Genomic DNA, 18,786 nt, shown 5'->3' with positions numbered 1-18,786 from the left:
TTACTCGATGATTTTGGCTACGACGCCAGCGCCGACGGTACGACCGCCTTCACGGATAGCGAAACGCAGACCATCTTCCATCGCGATGGTTTTGATCAGGGTAACAGTCATCTGAATGTTGTCACCTGGCATTACCATTTCAACGCCCTCTGGCAGCTCGCAGTTACCAGTCACGTCAGTAGTACGGAAGTAGAACTGTGGACGGTAGCCTTTGAAGAACGGAGTGTGACGACCGCCTTCTTCCTTGCTCAGAACGTAAACTTCTGCGGTGAACTTGGTGTGCGGCTTAACCGAACCCGGCTTAACCAGAACCTGACCACGCTCAACGTCGTCACGCTTGGTACCACGCAGCAGAACGCCGCAGTTCTCGCCAGCACGACCTTCGTCCAGCAGCTTGCGGAACATCTCAACACCGGTGCAGGTGGTGGTGGTGGTGTCACGCAGACCAACGATTTCCAGGGCGTCCTGAACGCGAACGATACCACGCTCGATACGACCAGTTACCACGGTGCCACGACCCGAGATCGAGAACACGTCTTCGATTGGCATCAGGAACGGCTTGTCGATAGCACGCTCTGGCTCTGGGATGTAGCTGTCCAGAGTTTCCACCAGCTTCTTGACAGCGGTGGTGCCCATTTCGTTGTCGTCTTTGCCTTCCAGAGCCATACGAGCCGAACCGATGATGATCGGAGTGTCGTCGCCTGGGAAGTCGTAGGTGGACAGCAGGTCGCGAACTTCCATCTCAACCAGTTCCAGCAGCTCTGCGTCGTCTACCAGGTCAGCCTTGTTCAGGAAAACCACGATGTACGGAACGCCTACCTGACGGGACAGCAGGATGTGCTCACGAGTTTGTGGCATCGGACCATCGGCAGCCGAGCAAACCAGGATCGCGCCGTCCATCTGGGCAGCACCGGTGATCATGTTCTTCACGTAGTCAGCGTGACCTGGGCAGTCAACGTGAGCGTAGTGACGAATGTTCGAGTTGTACTCAACGTGCGCGGTGTTGATGGTGATACCGCGAGCTTTTTCTTCTGGAGCGCTGTCGATCTTGTCGAATTCAACTACGGCCGAACCGAAAACTTCGGAGCAGACGCGAGTCAGAGCAGCGGTCAGAGTGGTTTTACCGTGGTCAACGTGACCGATAGTTCCGACGTTGACGTGCGGTAGGGAACGATCAAATTTTTCCTTAGCCATCGATATCACCCCTAACAGAAGAAATAAGCAAACAACCCTAGCCATTAAAACAAAGGCAGATATTTTCATATCTGCCTTGTTATATGGAGCTCTTGAGCGGATTTGAACCGCTGACCTCACCCTTACCAAGGGTGTGCTCTACCAACTGAGCTACAAGAGCGTAACACTTTGCACAACCTGCAAACTTGGAGCGGGTAGCGGGAATCGAACCCGCATCATCAGCTTGGAAGGCTGAGGTTCTACCACTAAACTATACCCGCGGAGCCTGCAGCTCACGCTAAAATCTGGTGGAGGGAGAAGGATTCGAACCTTCGAAGTCGTAGACGTCAGATTTACAGTCTGATCCCTTTGGCCGCTCGGGAACCCCTCCTAATCAGGCCGGCATTCTATACTATGCCAAACCCTTGTCAAGCATTTTCTCATTTAAAAACCTGAGGTTAGCTGCGTTGACATCGCCTCACTGCTTAAACCCTTTCAGGTCTTCGCTGTGGAGCGGGCGCCATTCTATGCAAACTATTCCGCAGGTGCAACCCCCTCACACAGCATTATTTTATGTTTTAACTCATTGAATTCCTTGGAAAGGTTTTGTATCTGAGCATCCCCCAGCAAACGCTGGGCTTCGGGTGTAATTCGGAACCAATATGCATTGCTGGAAAGGTCTTTTGGCACAGCCTGAGCCTTCACTCCCAACTCAGCCAGACCCTGCCCCAGAGCCTGTGCCGCTTCAGGACGACTCAACCCACCTATATATAGACACTGCCCATCAGTCTTCACGCCCCGCGTAGCATCACCAGCCTCGCTCAGCAAACGGATATCCTGCTGCGAACCACTATAAAGACGCAGAGGCGTGACATCCTTTGCACGCAGTGGCGCCTCCTGCTGATGCCAGACGTAATAAAACACATTGAGTACCAGAAGCAGGAGAAACAACCAACGCATACAAACCTCAGGACAAAGGACAAGCCATAGCCAAACCGACGAACACCAAATCGGGAACCACCCTGGCCTCAGGCACAACATCCGACACCAGCTCAGCATCCCCCCCAGTGATGAAGACACTGAAGCTTTCTCCCCAGTAGGAACGCGCCATCTCCAACTGCGTCAGTACGAACCCCCTGAGCATCAACGAACAGCCACGCTCCACCGCCTCGACCGTATTGCGCCCCGGAACGTGACTCGTCAATGCACGCTCCGCCGCCAGATCGCCATAGCGAATCTTTCGAGTATGCGTACGCAATTGATTTCGCATCAATGGCATACCAGGACAAATGAAGCCTCCCAGATGCTCACCTTCCGACGAGATGAAATCAGCAGTCACCGCCGTCCCAAAATCAAGAACCAGGCAAGCCCCACCAGCCAGATGAAAGCCACCAAGCATCGCCAACCAGCGATCAAGGCCCAGACGCTCGTAGTCCTCATAGCCGTTCTTGACGCCAGACATTTCGCGAGCAGGTGTCGCACAGACAACGGATATATCGAACTCACGCTTGAGGAGACCAATCAGCAAATTGGTCTCGTCTTCAGTTCTTACGCTGACAAGGCGGCACTTGCCGAGAGACAACTTATCGAGCGAACGAAGATTGCCAACTAATGCCCCATCAGAGTCGACCACCCCTTCCGCGACCAGGGTACCGGCCTCGCCACTCAGCACCCGCCACTTGATAAAGCTGTTTCCGCAATCAAGCTCAAGAATCATCACGCAACCTCAAGCTGAGCTCACCACCACTAAAGACTCTTTCCACACCATCTACCTTCAATCGCAGCGCACCTTGATTATCGACCCCCAGCACCACACCATCTATCTGAGTGACGCCGGCAGTGAGAGAAACCGGCTGCCCTTGCCATAAATGGCTCGCCTCCCACTCTGCCTGAAGCGCTGAGAAACCGCCTGATTGGTGACGCCGCAAATAAAGCTGCAACTGTCGGCTCAGCTCAACCACCAGACCATTGCGATCACAAGTCTTCCCAGACTCGAGCCGTATCGAGGTCCACTGCTGATCAACCTCGTCGGCTGTTTGCATGTTCACGTTTATGCCGATACCCAGCACTACATGACACACATCTGCCGGATCCCCAACCAGCTCCAGCAAGATTCCCGCGATTTTTTTTCGCCCCACCAAAACATCATTGGGCCACTTCAACCCGGCACCCGCCACCCCAAGCGCTCGCAAGGTTTGCATGACCGCAAGACCGACAACAAGACTCAACCCTTCAAGCTGGCGCATCCCACCGTCAATACGCAACACAAGACTGTAATAGAGGTTCTCGGCAAACGGGCTTACCCATTTGCGACCTCTTCGTCCACGTCCAGATATTTGTCGCTCAGCCAGTATCAGAAAGGGGGCCATTTGGCCTCGCTCAACGGCACGCAGCGATTCGGCGTTAGTAGAGTCGATTGAGTTGAAGACACTCACGGACCAGTCCGCAAGACTCTCCTCGATCTTGAGCGAGTCGAGCAGCATCAGCGGCGAAGCCAACTGGTAGCCTCGCCCTCGAACTTTATGTATGGACAGCCCAAGCTCAGCCTCAAGATGCTGAAGCTGCTTCCACACTGCACTTCGACTAATTCCCAGGGCGACCCCCAGAGCCTGGCCCGAATGGAATCGCCCATCCTTCAGAAGATTCAACAACGTCAGCATGCAGGTCTCGCCTCGGAATGAGGCCCGAATAATAGCCATGCACCGAGCTGTTGCATAGAATTCAAACAGCCAACTTTCCTGCGGGCAAAACAAAACCCCAACTGCTTTCGCAATTGGGGTTTCGGAATTTAATCTTGACGATGACCTACTCTCACATGGGGAAACCCCACACTACCATCGGCGATGCATCGTTTCACTTCTGAGTTCGGGATGGGATCAGGTGGTTCCAACGCTCTATGGTCGTCAAGAAATTCGGGTACTGACTCGTGACCGGATGGCCTCGCTTCAGCAAATTGGGTATGGGATAGTTTTCGGTGTTTTGTGAACTCGAACTTTCGGTTCTTGCGTCTTCACACACCGCAATCTGGTTGCTCTGGTTTAGAGAGCCGACTCAAATTGCTTGGGTGTTATATGGTCAAGCCTCACGGGCAATTAGTATTGGTTAGCTCAACGCCTCACAGCGCTTACACACCCAACCTATCAACGTCGTAGTCTTCGACGGCCCTTCAGGGAACTCAAGGTTCCAGTGAGATCTCATCTTGAGGCAAGTTTCCCGCTTAGATGCTTTCAGCGGTTATCTTTTCCGAACATAGCTACCCGGCAATGCCACTGGCGTGACAACCGGAACACCAGAGGTTCGTCCACTCCGGTCCTCTCGTACTAGGAGCAGCCCCTCTCAAATCTCAAACGTCCACGGCAGATAGGGACCGAACTGTCTCACGACGTTCTAAACCCAGCTCGCGTACCACTTTAAATGGCGAACAGCCATACCCTTGGGACCGGCTTCAGCCCCAGGATGTGATGAGCCGACATCGAGGTGCCAAACACCGCCGTCGATATGAACTCTTGGGCGGTATCAGCCTGTTATCCCCGGAGTACCTTTTATCCGTTGAGCGATGGCCCTTCCATACAGAACCACCGGATCACTAAGACCTACTTTCGTACCTGCTCGACGTGTCTGTCTCGCAGTCAAGCGCGCTTTTGCCTTTATACTCTACGACCGATTTCCGACCGGTCTGAGCGCACCTTCGTACTCCTCCGTTACTCTTTAGGAGGAGACCGCCCCAGTCAAACTACCCACCATACACTGTCCTCGATCCGGATAACGGACCTGAGTTAGAACCTCAAAGTTGCCAGGGTGGTATTTCAAGGATGGCTCCACGCGAACTGGCGTCCACGCTTCAAAGCCTCCCACCTATCCTACACAAGCAAATTCAAAGTCCAGTGCAAAGCTATAGTAAAGGTTCACGGGGTCTTTCCGTCTAGCCGCGGATACACTGCATCTTCACAGCGATTTCAATTTCACTGAGTCTCGGGTGGAGACAGCGCCGCCATCGTTACGCCATTCGTGCAGGTCGGAACTTACCCGACAAGGAATTTCGCTACCTTAGGACCGTTATAGTTACGGCCGCCGTTTACCGGGGCTTCGATCAAGAGCTTCGCGTTAGCTAACCCCATCAATTAACCTTCCGGCACCGGGCAGGCGTCACACCCTATACGTCCACTTTCGTGTTTGCAGAGTGCTGTGTTTTTAATAAACAGTCGCAGCGGCCTGGTATCTTCGACCGGCATGGGCTTACGGAGCAAGTCCTTCACCCTCACCGGCGCACCTTCTCCCGAAGTTACGGTGCCATTTTGCCTAGTTCCTTCACCCGAGTTCTCTCAAGCGCCTTGGTATTCTCTACCCAACCACCTGTGTCGGTTTGGGGTACGGTTCCTGGTTATCTGAAGCTTAGAAGCTTTTCTTGGAAGCATGGCATCAACCACTTCGTCGCCTAAAGGCAACTCGTCATCAGCTCTCGGCCTTAAGATCCCGGATTTACCTAAGATCTCAGCCTACCACCTTAAACTTGGACAACCAACGCCAAGCTGGCCTAGCCTTCTCCGTCCCTCCATCGCAATAACCAGAAGTACAGGAATATTAACCTGTTTTCCATCGACTACGCTTTTCAGCCTCGCCTTAGGGACCGACTAACCCTGCGTCGATTAACGTTGCGCAGGAAACCTTGGTCTTTCGGCGTGGGTGTTTTTCACACCCATTGTCGTTACTCATGTCAGCATTCGCACTTCTGATACCTCCAGCAAGCTTCTCAACTCACCTTCACAGGCTTACAGAACGCTCCTCTACCGCATCACTTACGTGATACCCGTAGCTTCGGTGTATGGTTTGAGCCCCGTTACATCTTCCGCGCAGGCCGACTCGACTAGTGAGCTATTACGCTTTCTTTAAAGGGTGGCTGCTTCTAAGCCAACCTCCTAGCTGTCTAAGCCTTCCCACATCGTTTCCCACTTAACCATAACTTTGGGACCTTAGCTGACGGTCTGGGTTGTTTCCCTTTTCACGACGGACGTTAGCACCCGCCGTGTGTCTCCCATGCTCGGCACTTGTAGGTATTCGGAGTTTGCATCGGTTTGGTAAGTCGGGATGACCCCCTAGCCGAAACAGTGCTCTACCCCCTACAGTGATACATGAGGCGCTACCTAAATAGCTTTCGAGGAGAACCAGCTATCTCCGAGCTTGATTAGCCTTTCACTCCGATCCACAGGTCATCCGCTAACTTTTCAACGGTAGTCGGTTCGGTCCTCCAGTCAGTGTTACCTAACCTTCAACCTGCCCATGGATAGATCGCCCGGTTTCGGGTCTATTCCCAGCGACTAGACGCCCTATTAAGACTCGCTTTCGCTACGCCTCCCCTATTCGGTTAAGCTCGCCACTGAAAATAAGTCGCTGACCCATTATACAAAAGGTACGCAGTCACAGAACAAAGTCTGCTCCCACTGCTTGTACGCATACGGTTTCAGGATCTATTTCACTCCCCTCTCCGGGGTTCTTTTCGCCTTTCCCTCACGGTACTAGTTCACTATCGGTCAGTCAGTAGTATTTAGCCTTGGAGGATGGTCCCCCCATATTCAGACAAAGTTTCTCGTGCTCCGTCCTACTCGATTTCATGACTAAGAGATTTTCGCGTACAGGGCTATCACCCACTATGGCCGCACTTTCCAGAGCGTTCCGCTAATCTCAAAGCCACTTAAGGGCTAGTCCCCGTTCGCTCGCCACTACTAAGGGAATCTCGGTTGATTTCTTTTCCTCAGGGTACTTAGATGTTTCAGTTCCCCTGGTTCGCCTCTTGCACCTATGTATTCAGTGCAAGATAACCATCTTGTGATGGCTGGGTTCCCCCATTCAGACATCTCCGGATCAAAGTCTGTTTGCCGACTCCCCGAAGCTTTTCGCAGGCTACCACGTCTTTCATCGCCTCTGACTGCCAAGGCATCCACCGTATGCGCTTCTTCACTTGACCATATAACCCCAAGCAATCTGGTTATACTGTGAAGACGACATTCGCCGAAAATTCGAATTTCTCAACTAAGAGAACTCACAAATTTTACCTTAGCCTGATCCGTTACCAGTGAAAGTAACGTTCAGTCTATCTTTCTATCACATACCCAAATTTTTAAAGAACGAACTAGTCAAAGACTAGAAATCAACATTCACCATCAAATCGATGGAATGCTCATTTCTAAGCTCTTACTTCAGAAGCAGTAGTGGTGGAGCCAAGCGGGATCGAACCGCTGACCTCCTGCGTGCAAGGCAGGCGCTCTCCCAGCTGAGCTATGGCCCCGTATTTCTACAGGCGTTTCCCACACAAAATTGGTGGGTCTGGGCAGATTCGAACTGCCGACCTCACCCTTATCAGGGGTGCGCTCTAACCAACTGAGCTACAGACCCAATTTCGGGCTGCTTCTTTCGTCTTCTTCAATGAATCAAGCAATTCGTGTGGGAACTTATGGAGCAGCTGATGTCGTCGATTAAGGAGGTGATCCAGCCGCAGGTTCCCCTACGGCTACCTTGTTACGACTTCACCCCAGTCATGAATCACACCGTGGTAACCGTCCTCCCGAAGGTTAGACTAGCTACTTCTGGTGCAACCCACTCCCATGGTGTGACGGGCGGTGTGTACAAGGCCCGGGAACGTATTCACCGCGACATTCTGATTCGCGATTACTAGCGATTCCGACTTCACGCAGTCGAGTTGCAGACTGCGATCCGGACTACGATCGGTTTTATGGGATTAGCTCCACCTCGCGGCTTGGCAACCCTTTGTACCGACCATTGTAGCACGTGTGTAGCCCAGGCCGTAAGGGCCATGATGACTTGACGTCATCCCCACCTTCCTCCGGTTTGTCACCGGCAGTCTCCTTAGAGTGCCCACCATAACGTGCTGGTAACTAAGGACAAGGGTTGCGCTCGTTACGGGACTTAACCCAACATCTCACGACACGAGCTGACGACAGCCATGCAGCACCTGTCTCAATGTTCCCGAAGGCACCAATCCATCTCTGGAAAGTTCATTGGATGTCAAGGCCTGGTAAGGTTCTTCGCGTTGCTTCGAATTAAACCACATGCTCCACCGCTTGTGCGGGCCCCCGTCAATTCATTTGAGTTTTAACCTTGCGGCCGTACTCCCCAGGCGGTCAACTTAATGCGTTAGCTGCGCCACTAAGAGCTCAAGGCTCCCAACGGCTAGTTGACATCGTTTACGGCGTGGACTACCAGGGTATCTAATCCTGTTTGCTCCCCACGCTTTCGCACCTCAGTGTCAGTATCAGTCCAGGTGGTCGCCTTCGCCACTGGTGTTCCTTCCTATATCTACGCATTTCACCGCTACACAGGAAATTCCACCACCCTCTACCATACTCTAGCTCGCCAGTTTTGGATGCAGTTCCCAGGTTGAGCCCGGGGATTTCACATCCAACTTAACGAACCACCTACGCGCGCTTTACGCCCAGTAATTCCGATTAACGCTTGCACCCTCTGTATTACCGCGGCTGCTGGCACAGAGTTAGCCGGTGCTTATTCTGTCGGTAACGTCAAAATTGCAGAGTATTAATCTACAACCCTTCCTCCCAACTTAAAGTGCTTTACAATCCGAAGACCTTCTTCACACACGCGGCATGGCTGGATCAGGCTTTCGCCCATTGTCCAATATTCCCCACTGCTGCCTCCCGTAGGAGTCTGGACCGTGTCTCAGTTCCAGTGTGACTGATCATCCTCTCAGACCAGTTACGGATCGTCGCCTTGGTGAGCCATTACCTCACCAACTAGCTAATCCGACCTAGGCTCATCTGATAGCGCAAGGCCCGAAGGTCCCCTGCTTTCTCCCGTAGGACGTATGCGGTATTAGCGTTCCTTTCGAAACGTTGTCCCCCACTACCAGGCAGATTCCTAGGCATTACTCACCCGTCCGCCGCTGAATCCAGGAGCAAGCTCCCTTCATCCGCTCGACTTGCATGTGTTAGGCCTGCCGCCAGCGTTCAATCTGAGCCATGATCAAACTCTTCAGTTCAAACATCTTTGGGTTTTTAAGAAACCCTAAACTTGGCTCAGCAATCGTTGGTTACATCTTTGATTTCTCGCGGAGTAACTTGTGATGCTGATAATCTTGTTGACTATCAGTCTGACTCCACAAGCACCCACACGAATTGCTTGATTCAGTTGTTAAAGAGCGGTTGGTCAAGATCTTTCGTCTCAACCGAGGCGCGCATTCTACAGCAGCCTCATTTGCTGTCAAGTGATTATTTTCAGAAGTTTTCGAAGATTTCTTCAACAACTTCAACCACTTGCGCTTCCAATCTCTCGTTAGCGGGAGGCGAATTCTACAGCGTTACACGCTGCTGTCAACACCTCTTTTTCTCCGCTTTCGATCGAGAAGACCGAACCGTTGAAAGCGCCAGAAGAACCGGCTTTTCCAACTCCTTCCAGGCTTCGATGAACTGAAGCAACTCGCTATCGAAACCTACATAACTCATTGAATATCAAGGAGTTTTCCGTTTCGACTGCGCCGGAAGTGGGGCGAATTATAGACATCTAAAATTCGCCGTCAACCCCTTATTTCAACTTTACTCAGATTTCAGCGTAATCCGTGCAAAGGCCTTCTTGCCGGCCTGGCAAACGTGAGTCGCGCCCAGCACATATATAAAGGAGCGATCGACAACCTCACCATCTATACGCACACCACCGGAAGCCAGCAGATCACGAGCCGCCGCCGAGTTCTTCACCAGGCCAGCCTTATTAAGGACAGCAGCAATCGGCATATCCTCGGCAGCAGTCAGCTCAACCTCTGGCAAATCATCTGGCAGCTCGCCGTCCTTCATACGATTACCCGCGCCACGATGAGCATTGGCAGCAGCCTCGTCCCCATGGAAGCGCGCAACAATTTCTTCAGCCAGCTTGATCTTGATGTCGCGAGGGTTGGCGCCCGCCTCTACATCGGCACGGAACGCATTGATCTCATCCATCGAACGGAAGCTGAGCAGCTCGAAATAGCGCCACATCAACGCATCCGGAATCGAAACCAGCTTGCTGTACATGACACCCGGCGCTTCCTGGATACCGACGTAGTTACCCAACGACTTGGACATCTTTTTAACGCCATCCAGCCCTTCGAGCAGCGGCATCGTCAGAATGCACTGAGCTTCCTGACCATAACCACGCTGCAGTTCGCGCCCCATCAGCAGGTTGAACTTCTGATCGGTACCGCCCAGCTCAACATCCGCGCGCAATGCAACCGAGTCATACCCCTGAACCAGCGGATAGAGGAACTCATGAATGGCGATTGGCTGATTGGTGGTGTAGCGCTTGTCGAAGTCATCACGCTCAAGCATACGAGCCACGGTGTACTGCGAAGTCAGGCGAATAAAGTCCGCAGGCCCCATCTGATCCATCCAGGTGGAGTTGAACGCGACTTCGGTTTTCGCGGGATCAAGGATCTTGAATACCTGAGTCTTGTAGGTCTCGGCATTTTCCAGAACCTGCTCACGGGTCAGCGGCGGACGAGTTGCACTCTTGCCACTCGGATCACCGATCATCCCGGTGAAGTCACCAATCAGGAAGATCACCTGATGCCCCAGCTCCTGGAACTGACGCAGCTTATTAATAAGCACAGTGTGGCCAAGGTGCAGATCCGGCGCCGTTGGATCGAAGCCGGCCTTGATTCGCAGCGGCTGGCCACGCTTGAGCTTTTCGATCAGCTCGGACTCGACCAACAGTTCTTCCGCACCACGTTTAATCAGCGCTAGCTGCTCTTCAACCGACTTCATAACAGACCCGCAAGGCTCAGATTCAAAGGGAACCAACCATACAAGATCGCGCACCAATTACAAGTTTTGCCCGGCGCACGGATACCAATCCACGGGCGAGATACCTGCGGACTTGCCTCAGAGATGATTTGGTTATATTTTATACAGTTATTTCATCTTCATCATGTCATTCATCTTTTCCAATTCATCTTTTCAAAGTCAAAACTACTTATGACCACTGAACCGTCTAAAGCGCCACCGCTTTACCCGAAGACCCACCTGCTTGCCGCAAGTGGGATCGCCGCCCTTCTCAGCCTGGCGCTCCTGGTATTTCCTTCCAGTGATGTTGAAGCCAAAAAGACGACCCTGAGCCTTGAACTGGAAAGTCCTGCTGAACAACTGACACAAGATCAAGACGCTGCTGACGCGGTTCAAGCCACAAATGAGCCGGTAGCTTCGCCCTTCGCACAAATCGAAAACAGCGCAGAAGACACACCCGAAACAGCCCAGGTCGCACCAGCGCCTGCACCGGTCGCGCCTGAAAAGAAGGCTCCAGGCCACAGGGAAGTGATCGTCTCCAAGGGCGATACCCTTTCGACACTGTTTGAAAAGGTCGGCCTCCCGGCTGCAACCGTGCACGACGTGCTGGCCAGCGACAAACAGGCCAAACAGTTCAGCCAGCTCAAACACGGCCAAAAACTCGAATTCGAACTCAATCCACAAGGTCAACTGACCAATCTGCACAGTAAGGTCAGCGACGTCGAAACCATCACCCTGACCAAGAACGACAAGGGTTATGTCTTCAACCGCGTTACCGCCAAGCCAACCGTTCGTACCGCCTATGTCCACGGCGTGATCAATAGCTCGCTGTCCCAGTCCGCCGCCCGCGCCGGCCTGTCCCACAGACTGACCATGGATATGGCCAGCGTGTTCGGCTACGACGTCGACTTCGCCCAGGATATCCGCCAGGGTGACGAGTTCGACGTGATCTACGAGCAGAAAGTGGTCAATGGCAAAGCCGTCGGCAATGGCCCGATCCTGTCCGCCCGCTTCACCAACCGCGGCAAGACCTACACCGCCGTGCGTTACACCAACAAGCAAGGTAACAGCAGCTACTACACTGCCGACGGCAACAGCATGCGCAAGGCGTTCATCCGCACCCCGGTGGACTTCGCCCGCATCAGCTCCAAGTTTTCCATGGGCCGCAAACATCCGATCCTCAACAAGATCCGCGCCCATAAAGGTGTCGACTACGCCGCCCCACGCGGTACGCCAATCAAGGCTGCCGGCGATGGCAAAGTACTGTTGGCCGGTCGCCGTGGTGGTTACGGCAACACCGTGATCATTCAGCACGGCAATACCTACCGCACGCTGTACGGCCACATGCAAGGCTTCGCCAAAGGCGTGAAAACCGGGGGCACCGTCAAGCAGGGCCAGGTGATCGGTTACATCGGTACTACCGGCCTGTCCACCGGCCCGCACCTGCACTATGAGTTCCAGGTCAATGGCGTTCACGTCGACCCATTGGGCCAGAAACTGCCAATGGCCGATCCGATCGCCAAATCCGAACGCGCGCGTTTCCTGGCGCAGAGCCAGCCGTTGATGGCGCGCATGGACCAAGAGAAGGCCACCATGCTGGCTTCGAGCAAGCGTTAAGCCATGGCTCTTTATATCGGCGTGATGTCCGGAACCAGTCTCGATGGTCTGGACATCGCCCTGATCGAGCAGGCCTCGGCGATCAACCTGATCGCCACGCACTACATTCCGATGCCTGAATCCCTGCGCGCCGAGCTGCTTGGCTTGTGCGCCAGCGGTCCCGACGAGATTGCCCGCTCGGCCATCGCCCAGCAGAACTGGGTGAGGCTTGCCGCCGAAGGCATCCACGCCCTGCTCGAACAGCAACAGCTCAAACCCGAAGCCATTCGCGCGATCGGCAGCCACGGCCAGACCATCCGCCACGAGCCGGCACGCGGCTTCACCGTACAGATCGGCAACCCTGCCTTGCTGACCGAGTTGACCGGCATTACGGTAGTCAGTGACTTCCGCAGCCGCGATGTGGCCGCCGGCGGTCAAGGCGCCCCCTTGGTTCCTGCCTTCCATGAAGCGTTGTTCGAAGAGCGTACCGGCAACCGCGCAGTCCTGAATGTCGGCGGTTTCAGCAATCTCAGTCTGATTGAGCCGAACAAGCCTGTAGCCGGTTTCGACTGCGGCCCTGGGAATGTGCTGATGGATGCGTGGATTCATCGACAGCGTGGCGAAAACTATGATCGCAACGGTCAATGGGCAGCCAGCGGCAAGGTTGAACCGACCCTTCTCAAAGCATTGCTGAGCGATCCCTTTTTCTCGACCCAAGGCCCGAAGAGCACTGGCCGGGAAGTGTTCAACCTGCCCTGGCTGGAACAGCAACTGTCACACCTGCCGGATTTCGCTCCCGAAAACGTACAGGCAACGCTGCTCGAACTGACAGCGCTGACCATCGTCGAATCGTTGCAAAGCGCCCAATCGAATACCGAAGAACTCCTGGTCTGCGGCGGTGGCGCCCACAACGCCACGCTGATGAAGCGCCTGGCCGAGCTGCTGCCCAACGCAAAAGTCGCCAGCACCACGACCCACGGTGTCGATCCTGACTGGGTCGAAGCCATGGCCTTTGCCTGGCTGGCGCATTGCTGCCTTGAAGGTATCACCGCCAATCGCCCCAGCGTCACCGGTGCAAAAGGCCTGCGCGTACTCGGCGCCATCTATCCCAATTAAGACAAAACGCAGATAACAAAACGCCGCAGAACCGTGAGGTACTGCGGCGTTTTATTGTGTACGGTGAAACGAGATCAGATCGAGAACGAAGAACCGCAACCACAAGTGGTGGTGGCATTCGGGTTCTTGATCACGAAGCGCGAACCTTCCAGACCTTCCTGGTAGTCCACCTCGGCACCCGCCAGGTACTGGAAGCTCATCGGATCAACCACCAGACTCACGCCTTCGCGCTCGACGATGGTGTCGTCCTCGGCCACATCCTCATCGAAGGTGAAGCCGTACTGAAACCCTGAACAACCGCCGCCCGTAACGAATACGCGCAGCTTCAAGCGATCATTCCCCTCTTCATCGACCAGGCTCTTCACCTTGTGCGCGGCACCCTGGGTGAATTGCAAAGCCGTGGGGGTGAAGGATTCGACGCTCATGCTGACTATCTCCCGGCGTTACGCCGCCATAATGCGTGATGACGCGCATTATCCGCTTGTCCTAGAAAATCGGTCAACTATTGTTACGGTATATCAATAAAGCCATCAGCGACCCGGAATGCAAAAAGGCCCGTCAGACGGGCCTTTTCTTCATGCAAGATCAGTCTTACGGCAGCATGCCCGCGTGGGACAGACCAAAGCGCTCATCCAGCCCGAACAGAATGTTCATGTTCTGCACCGCCTGGCCCGACGCGCCCTTGACCAGATTGTCGATCACCGACAGCACCACCACCAGATCACCATCCTGTGGACGGTGAACCGCAATTCGGCAGACGTTGGCACCGCGCACGCTGCGGGTTTCCGGATGGCTGCCGGCCGGCATCACGTCGACGAACGGCTCATTGGCATAACGCTTCTCGAACAACGCCTGCAGATCGACGGAGCGATCCACCACGGTCGCATAGAGCGTGGAATGAATGCCACGAATCATCGGCGTCAGGTGTGGCACGAAGGTCAGGCCGACATCCTTGCCCGCTGCACGGCGCAGACCCTGACGAATTTCCGGCAGATGACGGTGACCTTTCACCGCATAAGCCTTCATGCTTTCCGACGTCTCGGAGTACAGCGAGCCTACGGAAGCACCACGACCGGCACCGCTGACACCGGACTTGCAGTCGGCAATCAGCAGCGAAGTATCGGCCAGACCTGCCTCAAGCAATGGCAGGAAACCCAGCTGCGTTGCGGTCGGATAGCAACCCGGCACCGCGATCAGGCGCGCTTTCTTGATTTGCTCACGGTTGACTTCCGGCAAGCCGTAAACCGCTTCGTCCAGCAGCTCCGGCGCACCGTGCGGCTGGCCGTACCACTTGGCCCATTCATCGGCGTCCTGCAGGCGGAAGTCGGCCGACAGATCAATGACCTTGGTGCCCGCTGCCAGCAATTCACCGGCCAGTGCATGGGCAACGCCGTGCGGAGTCGCGAAGAACACCACGTCGCAAGCGCCCAGGGTTTTGATGTCCGGCACGCTGAACGCCAGGCCGTCGTAGTGGCCGCGCAGGTTCGGGTACATGTCAGCCACGGCCAGCCCGGCCTCGGATCGGGAAGTGATCACAACCACTTCTGCCTGCGGATGCTGTGCCAACAGACGCAGCAGTTCGACACCGGTGTAACCCGTGCCGCCGACGATACCGACCTTGACCATAAACCTGCCCTCAACGAACCCACTGGAAAGCCGTCGATAATAGGGGCCGCGCGCCCCTGCGACAACCGTCAAGGTGACGTGCGGACGCTCAAGCCTCTACTATCCGGCCTACCGTGAATGAGGGAAAAACCAAAAATGCTCTATCTATGGATCAAAGCGCTGCATATCGTCAGCATCGTGTGCTGGTTTGCCGGACTGTTCTACCTGCCGCGACTGTTCGTTTATCACGCACAAAGTGAAGATACGATCAGCAAGGAACGCTTCAGCATCATGGAGCGCAAGCTGTATCGCGGCATCATGGGGCCGGCGATGATCGCTGCCCTGATCTTCGGCGGCTGGCTGATTTACCTGAACCCGGGCATCTTCAGCAGCGGTAGCTGGATTCACGCCAAACTGACCCTGGTGGTGCTGCTGATCGGTTATCACCACATGTGCGGCGCGCAGGTAAAACGTTTCGCCCGTGGCGAGAACACCCGCAGCCATGTCTTTTATCGCTGGTTCAATGAAGTGCCGGTTCTGATATTGCTGGCTATCGTAATTCTGGTCGTGGTCAAGCCGTTCTAACTTCAACTGGTTCAACTTTCCGGGGTACTTCCGATGTCGCTGCCCGCTCTGCTCGAACAACGTCTGCGCCTGCCCGTCGTGGCTGCGCCGATGTTCCTGATTTCCAATCCAGAACTGGTGCTCGCGTGCTGTCGCAACGGCGTGGTCGGCAGCTTTCCGGCGCTCAACCAACGCGAGAGCAGCGGGTTCAAGGCCTGGCTGGAACAGATCGAAGCAGGACTGGCGACACTGGACAACCCGGCGCCTTATGCCGTGAACCTGATTGTTCACAAGAGCAATCCGCGTCTGGAGGCGGATCTGAACATCTGCGTCGAGCACAAGGTGCCCATCGTCATCACCAGTCTCGGCGCGGTGAAAGAGTTAGTGGACGCCGTGCACAGCTATGGCGGCCTGGTGTTCCACGACGTGACGACTCGCCGACATGCAGAAAAAGCCGCGGAAGCCGGCGTCGATGGCTTGATCGCCGTTGCCGCCGGCGCCGGTGGACACGCCGGTACCTGGAGCCCGTTCTCGCTGATCGCCGAGATTCGCCAGTTCTTCGACAAGACGTTGCTGCTTGCAGGATGTTTGAACCACGGCCATGAGATTCTCGCCGCACAGCTGCTCGGCGCGGATTTGGCCTACTTCGGTACGCGATTCATCGGTACGACTGAAAGTCATGCGCCCGACGCCTACAAGGAGATGCTGCTGACAGCCAAGGCAGCGGACATCATTCATACTCCTGCCGTGTCTGGAGTTCCGGCCAGCTTCATGCGTCAAAGCCTGGAGGCTGCGGGTTTCGACATGGCTGCGCTGCAAGGCAAGGGTGAAGTGAATTTCGGCGACAAACTCAAGCCGATCAACGATGAGGCCAAAGCCTGGAAAACCGTGTGGTCGGCTGGCCAAGGGGTTGGCCAGATCAAAGACCTGCCAAGCGTGGACCAACTGGTGGCGCGCCTTGATGCAGAGTATCGCCAGGCCCTGGAACATGCGGCACAGCTACCGAACCGCTGGCCGCGCTGAGAAAATTCCGGCCAGTTGCAGCCTGACTGGCCTTACACTTGGCGGTTGCGACACATCTCAACTCAATTTCTTCGCGACAAGGATGCCTCGGCCATGAGCGAAACCCGCTACAAGATCGTTTTCGACGGAGCCCTGCAGCCCGGTGTCGATATCACCACAGCCAAACTCAACCTGGCCGATCTGTTCAAGAGCGATGTGGCAGCCATCGAACGCCTGTTCAATGGCCGCGCCGTCGCCCTCAAACGCGACCTGTCGCACAGCGATGCCCAAGCCTATCTGCAAGCGCTGGGCAAGACCGGGATCGACGCCCGGATCGAGCCGGAAACAGCCATCGAACTGAATCTGTCCGATGTGCAGGAGCATTCCTCCACCGTGGCTGAGCCCGATTCGCCTTATGCACCACCCCGGGCCAGTGTCGGTGAACAACTGGCAGAATTCGCCACACTCAAACCCTTCAGTGTCGAAGGCCGGATCGGACGCCTGCGTTACCTGGCATGGTCGATGGTGTTGAGTCTTGTAACCCTGCCGATCGTCGGCGTTTTCGCCCTGATCGGTCTGGGGCTGGTGAGTACCGACTCGACCAGCGGCCTGATCATCGGCGGTATCTTCGCCTTCTTCCTGTTCCTGGCGTTTGCGATCGTCGGCATCCTGTTCAGCATTCAGCGCCTGCACGACATCGGCTGGTCCGGCTGGCTATGGCTGCTGACCCTGGTACCGTTCGTGGGCAGCTTCTTTCCGCTGGTTATCATGGTCATGCCGGGCAATACCGACGCCAACCGCTATGGCCCACCGCCGCCACCGAACAGCACCGCCGTCAAAGTACTGTGCTCCCTGTGGATCGTCTTTATCGGCCTGTTTTTCGTCGGAGGCATGCTAGGCGGGATTTCTGCCATCCAGCAGGAGTACGAAACCAGCCTCGAAAGCAGTTATGAAAGCGGCTCGGTGACCGCCGATGAAGTCGATGTCGAAGTCGAGCCCGTGCCGAATCCGGTGGACGATGCAGCCGAACCTGCACCCGCCCCTGTAGACTCTGCGAAAGAATGAACAGCGCTCCCCGCCGTGACACCTGCGTCCACGGCGCGGAGCTGTTGCGATGGAGAACTGCATGACCCGTTACGCTCTGATCACTGGCGCTTCCAGCGGCATCGGCCTGGCCATGGCCGAAGCCCTGGCCCGCCGTGGCCGCAGCCTGATTCTGGTGGCCCGACAACGTGATCAGCTGGAAAGCATTGCGATTGAACTGACCCAGCGTTTCGGCGTGGAGGTACTGTTCCGCGCCTGCGACCTGGGCGAGCCGTTGCGCCTGTCCGGGTTTCTGCTGGAGCTTGAAGAAGGCGACCGGCAGATCGATCTGCTGGTGAACTGCGCCGGCATCGGTACGTGCGGCCCGTTCCTGGCCCAGGACTGGATGACCGAGCAAGACCTGATCGAGGTGAACATCCTCGCCCTCACCCGCCTCTGCCATGCAATCGGCAACAGCATGGCCCTGCAGGGTGGCGGGCAGATTCTCAACGTGGCATCGGTCGCCGCGTTCAATCCCGGTCCGTGGATGAGCACTTACTACGCCAGCAAGGCCTACGTTCTGCATTTTTCCGAAGCGCTGCGGGTGGAATTGAAAAAGTGCGCCGTGAAAGTCTCGGTGCTCTGCCCTGGCCCGACGCGCACGGCGTTCTTTCGTACGGCGCAACTGAACAACGACAAACTCAACGCCAGCAAACTGCTGATGAGCCCCGAAGAGGTCGCGCTGTATACCGTGCGCGCCCTGGAAAAAAACCGCGCAATCATCATTCCCGGGCGCAGGAACCGCTGGTTCGCCTTTCTGCCACGACTGGGTTCGCGCTGGCTCAACCGCACCATCGTCGGCATGGTCAACAAAGCTTACTGCCCGCGCTGAAGGGCCGGCAGGCAACTGGCTGGGCGTGGTGACCCC

The 18,786-nt window shown here is 55.4% G+C and carries 13 protein-coding genes, 5 tRNA genes and 3 rRNA genes; 6 read left to right on the top strand and 15 right to left on the bottom strand.

The window, feature by feature from the left end:
- From tuf to tyrS, 13 genes are all read right to left on the bottom strand, one after another.
- The gene (gene tuf / locus OQ248_RS13700) at window positions 1-1,194 is read right to left on the bottom strand and encodes an elongation factor Tu (RefSeq protein WP_010220303.1); all 1,194 of its coding nucleotides are present in this window, start codon (window positions 1,192-1,194) and stop codon (window positions 1-3) included.
- 84 nt (window positions 1,195-1,278) lie between these two features.
- Window positions 1,279-1,354 (bottom strand) — tRNA-Thr (locus tag OQ248_RS13695).
- Between the two features lie 26 nt (window positions 1,355-1,380).
- Window positions 1,381-1,454, bottom strand: a tRNA-Gly gene (locus OQ248_RS13690).
- 25 nt (window positions 1,455-1,479) lie between these two features.
- A tRNA-Tyr gene (locus OQ248_RS13685) sits at window positions 1,480-1,564 on the bottom strand.
- Window positions 1,565-1,707: 143 nt separating this feature from the next.
- Window positions 1,708-2,133 carry a hypothetical protein gene (locus OQ248_RS13680; RefSeq protein WP_265813097.1) on the bottom strand — a complete coding sequence of 142 codons (426 nt, stop codon included), beginning with the start codon at window positions 2,131-2,133 and terminating at the stop codon, window positions 1,708-1,710.
- 7 nt (window positions 2,134-2,140) lie between these two features.
- Window positions 2,141-2,890, bottom strand: a complete 750-nt coding sequence (locus tag OQ248_RS13675; protein WP_265813096.1) for a pantothenate kinase — start codon at window positions 2,888-2,890, stop codon at window positions 2,141-2,143.
- Complete coding sequence (gene birA / locus OQ248_RS13670; protein WP_265813095.1) at window positions 2,880-3,833, bottom strand: bifunctional biotin--[acetyl-CoA-carboxylase] ligase/biotin operon repressor BirA; 954 nt, start codon at window positions 3,831-3,833, stop codon at window positions 2,880-2,882. Before birA ends, OQ248_RS13675 begins: the two co-directional genes overlap by 11 nt.
- A 132-nt stretch (window positions 3,834-3,965) precedes the next feature.
- A 5S ribosomal RNA gene (gene rrf / locus OQ248_RS13665) occupies window positions 3,966-4,081 on the bottom strand.
- A gap of 163 nt (window positions 4,082-4,244) precedes the next feature.
- Window positions 4,245-7,135: ribosomal RNA gene (locus tag OQ248_RS13660) — 23S ribosomal RNA — on the bottom strand.
- 245 nt (window positions 7,136-7,380) lie between these two features.
- Window positions 7,381-7,456: transfer RNA gene (locus OQ248_RS13655), tRNA-Ala, on the bottom strand.
- 30 nt (window positions 7,457-7,486) lie between these two features.
- Window positions 7,487-7,563, bottom strand: a tRNA-Ile gene (locus OQ248_RS13650).
- Between the two features lie 81 nt (window positions 7,564-7,644).
- Window positions 7,645-9,181, bottom strand: a 16S ribosomal RNA gene (locus OQ248_RS13645).
- The 16S, 23S and 5S rRNA genes sit together here with 2 tRNA genes alongside, the layout of an rRNA operon.
- 553 nt (window positions 9,182-9,734) lie before the next feature.
- A complete protein-coding gene (gene tyrS / locus OQ248_RS13640; RefSeq protein WP_265813094.1) occupies window positions 9,735-10,934 on the bottom strand; it encodes a tyrosine--tRNA ligase in 1,200 nt (399 codons plus the stop codon).
- A 210-nt stretch (window positions 10,935-11,144) separates the two neighbouring features.
- On the opposite strand from tyrS, the gene OQ248_RS13635 reads away from it, so the two are divergent.
- Window positions 11,145-12,569: a peptidoglycan DD-metalloendopeptidase family protein gene (locus OQ248_RS13635; protein ID WP_265813093.1), complete on the top strand. Its 1,425-nt coding sequence runs from the start codon at window positions 11,145-11,147 to the stop codon at window positions 12,567-12,569.
- A gap of 3 nt (window positions 12,570-12,572) precedes the next feature.
- Window positions 12,573-13,664 (top strand): anhydro-N-acetylmuramic acid kinase, encoded by a 1,092-nt coding sequence (locus OQ248_RS13630; RefSeq protein WP_265813092.1) that lies wholly within the window; start codon window positions 12,573-12,575, stop codon window positions 13,662-13,664.
- A 74-nt stretch (window positions 13,665-13,738) separates the two neighbouring features.
- Here OQ248_RS13630 and erpA read toward each other — a convergent pair whose 3' ends face one another.
- Window positions 13,739-14,089: an iron-sulfur cluster insertion protein ErpA gene (gene erpA / locus OQ248_RS13625; RefSeq protein ID WP_003228776.1), complete on the bottom strand. Its 351-nt coding sequence runs from the start codon at window positions 14,087-14,089 to the stop codon at window positions 13,739-13,741.
- A gap of 166 nt (window positions 14,090-14,255) precedes the next feature.
- Window positions 14,256-15,290: an N-acetyl-gamma-glutamyl-phosphate reductase gene (gene argC, locus OQ248_RS13620; protein WP_096817941.1), complete on the bottom strand. Its 1,035-nt coding sequence runs from the start codon at window positions 15,288-15,290 to the stop codon at window positions 14,256-14,258.
- Between the two features lie 135 nt (window positions 15,291-15,425).
- Between argC and hemJ the strand changes: the two genes are divergently transcribed.
- The 4 genes from hemJ (at window position 15,426) to OQ248_RS13600 (ending at window position 18,750) form a co-directional block, all read left to right on the top strand.
- Window positions 15,426-15,854 (top strand): protoporphyrinogen oxidase HemJ, encoded by a 429-nt coding sequence (gene hemJ / locus OQ248_RS13615; protein ID WP_265813091.1) that lies wholly within the window; start codon window positions 15,426-15,428, stop codon window positions 15,852-15,854.
- Window positions 15,855-15,887: 33 nt separating this feature from the next.
- The gene (locus tag OQ248_RS13610; RefSeq protein WP_265813090.1) at window positions 15,888-16,856 is read left to right on the top strand and encodes a nitronate monooxygenase family protein; all 969 of its coding nucleotides are present in this window, start codon (window positions 15,888-15,890) and stop codon (window positions 16,854-16,856) included.
- A gap of 93 nt (window positions 16,857-16,949) precedes the next feature.
- Complete coding sequence (locus tag OQ248_RS13605) at window positions 16,950-17,900, top strand: DUF805 domain-containing protein (RefSeq protein ID WP_265813089.1); 951 nt, start codon at window positions 16,950-16,952, stop codon at window positions 17,898-17,900.
- Window positions 17,901-17,961: 61 nt separating this feature from the next.
- On the top strand, window positions 17,962-18,750 hold the full coding sequence (locus tag OQ248_RS13600; protein ID WP_007956321.1) for an SDR family oxidoreductase: 789 nt from the start codon (window positions 17,962-17,964) through the stop codon (window positions 18,748-18,750).
- The last annotated feature ends 36 nt before the right edge of the window (window positions 18,751-18,786 follow it).

It is taken from the genome of Pseudomonas sp. COW5, assembly GCF_026240005.1.
Classification (GTDB): Bacteria; Pseudomonadota; Gammaproteobacteria; order Pseudomonadales; family Pseudomonadaceae; genus Aquipseudomonas; species Aquipseudomonas kribbensis.
The sequence above is the reverse complement of the archived record's forward strand: the minus strand, read 5'-3'. Positions and strand labels throughout refer to the sequence as shown.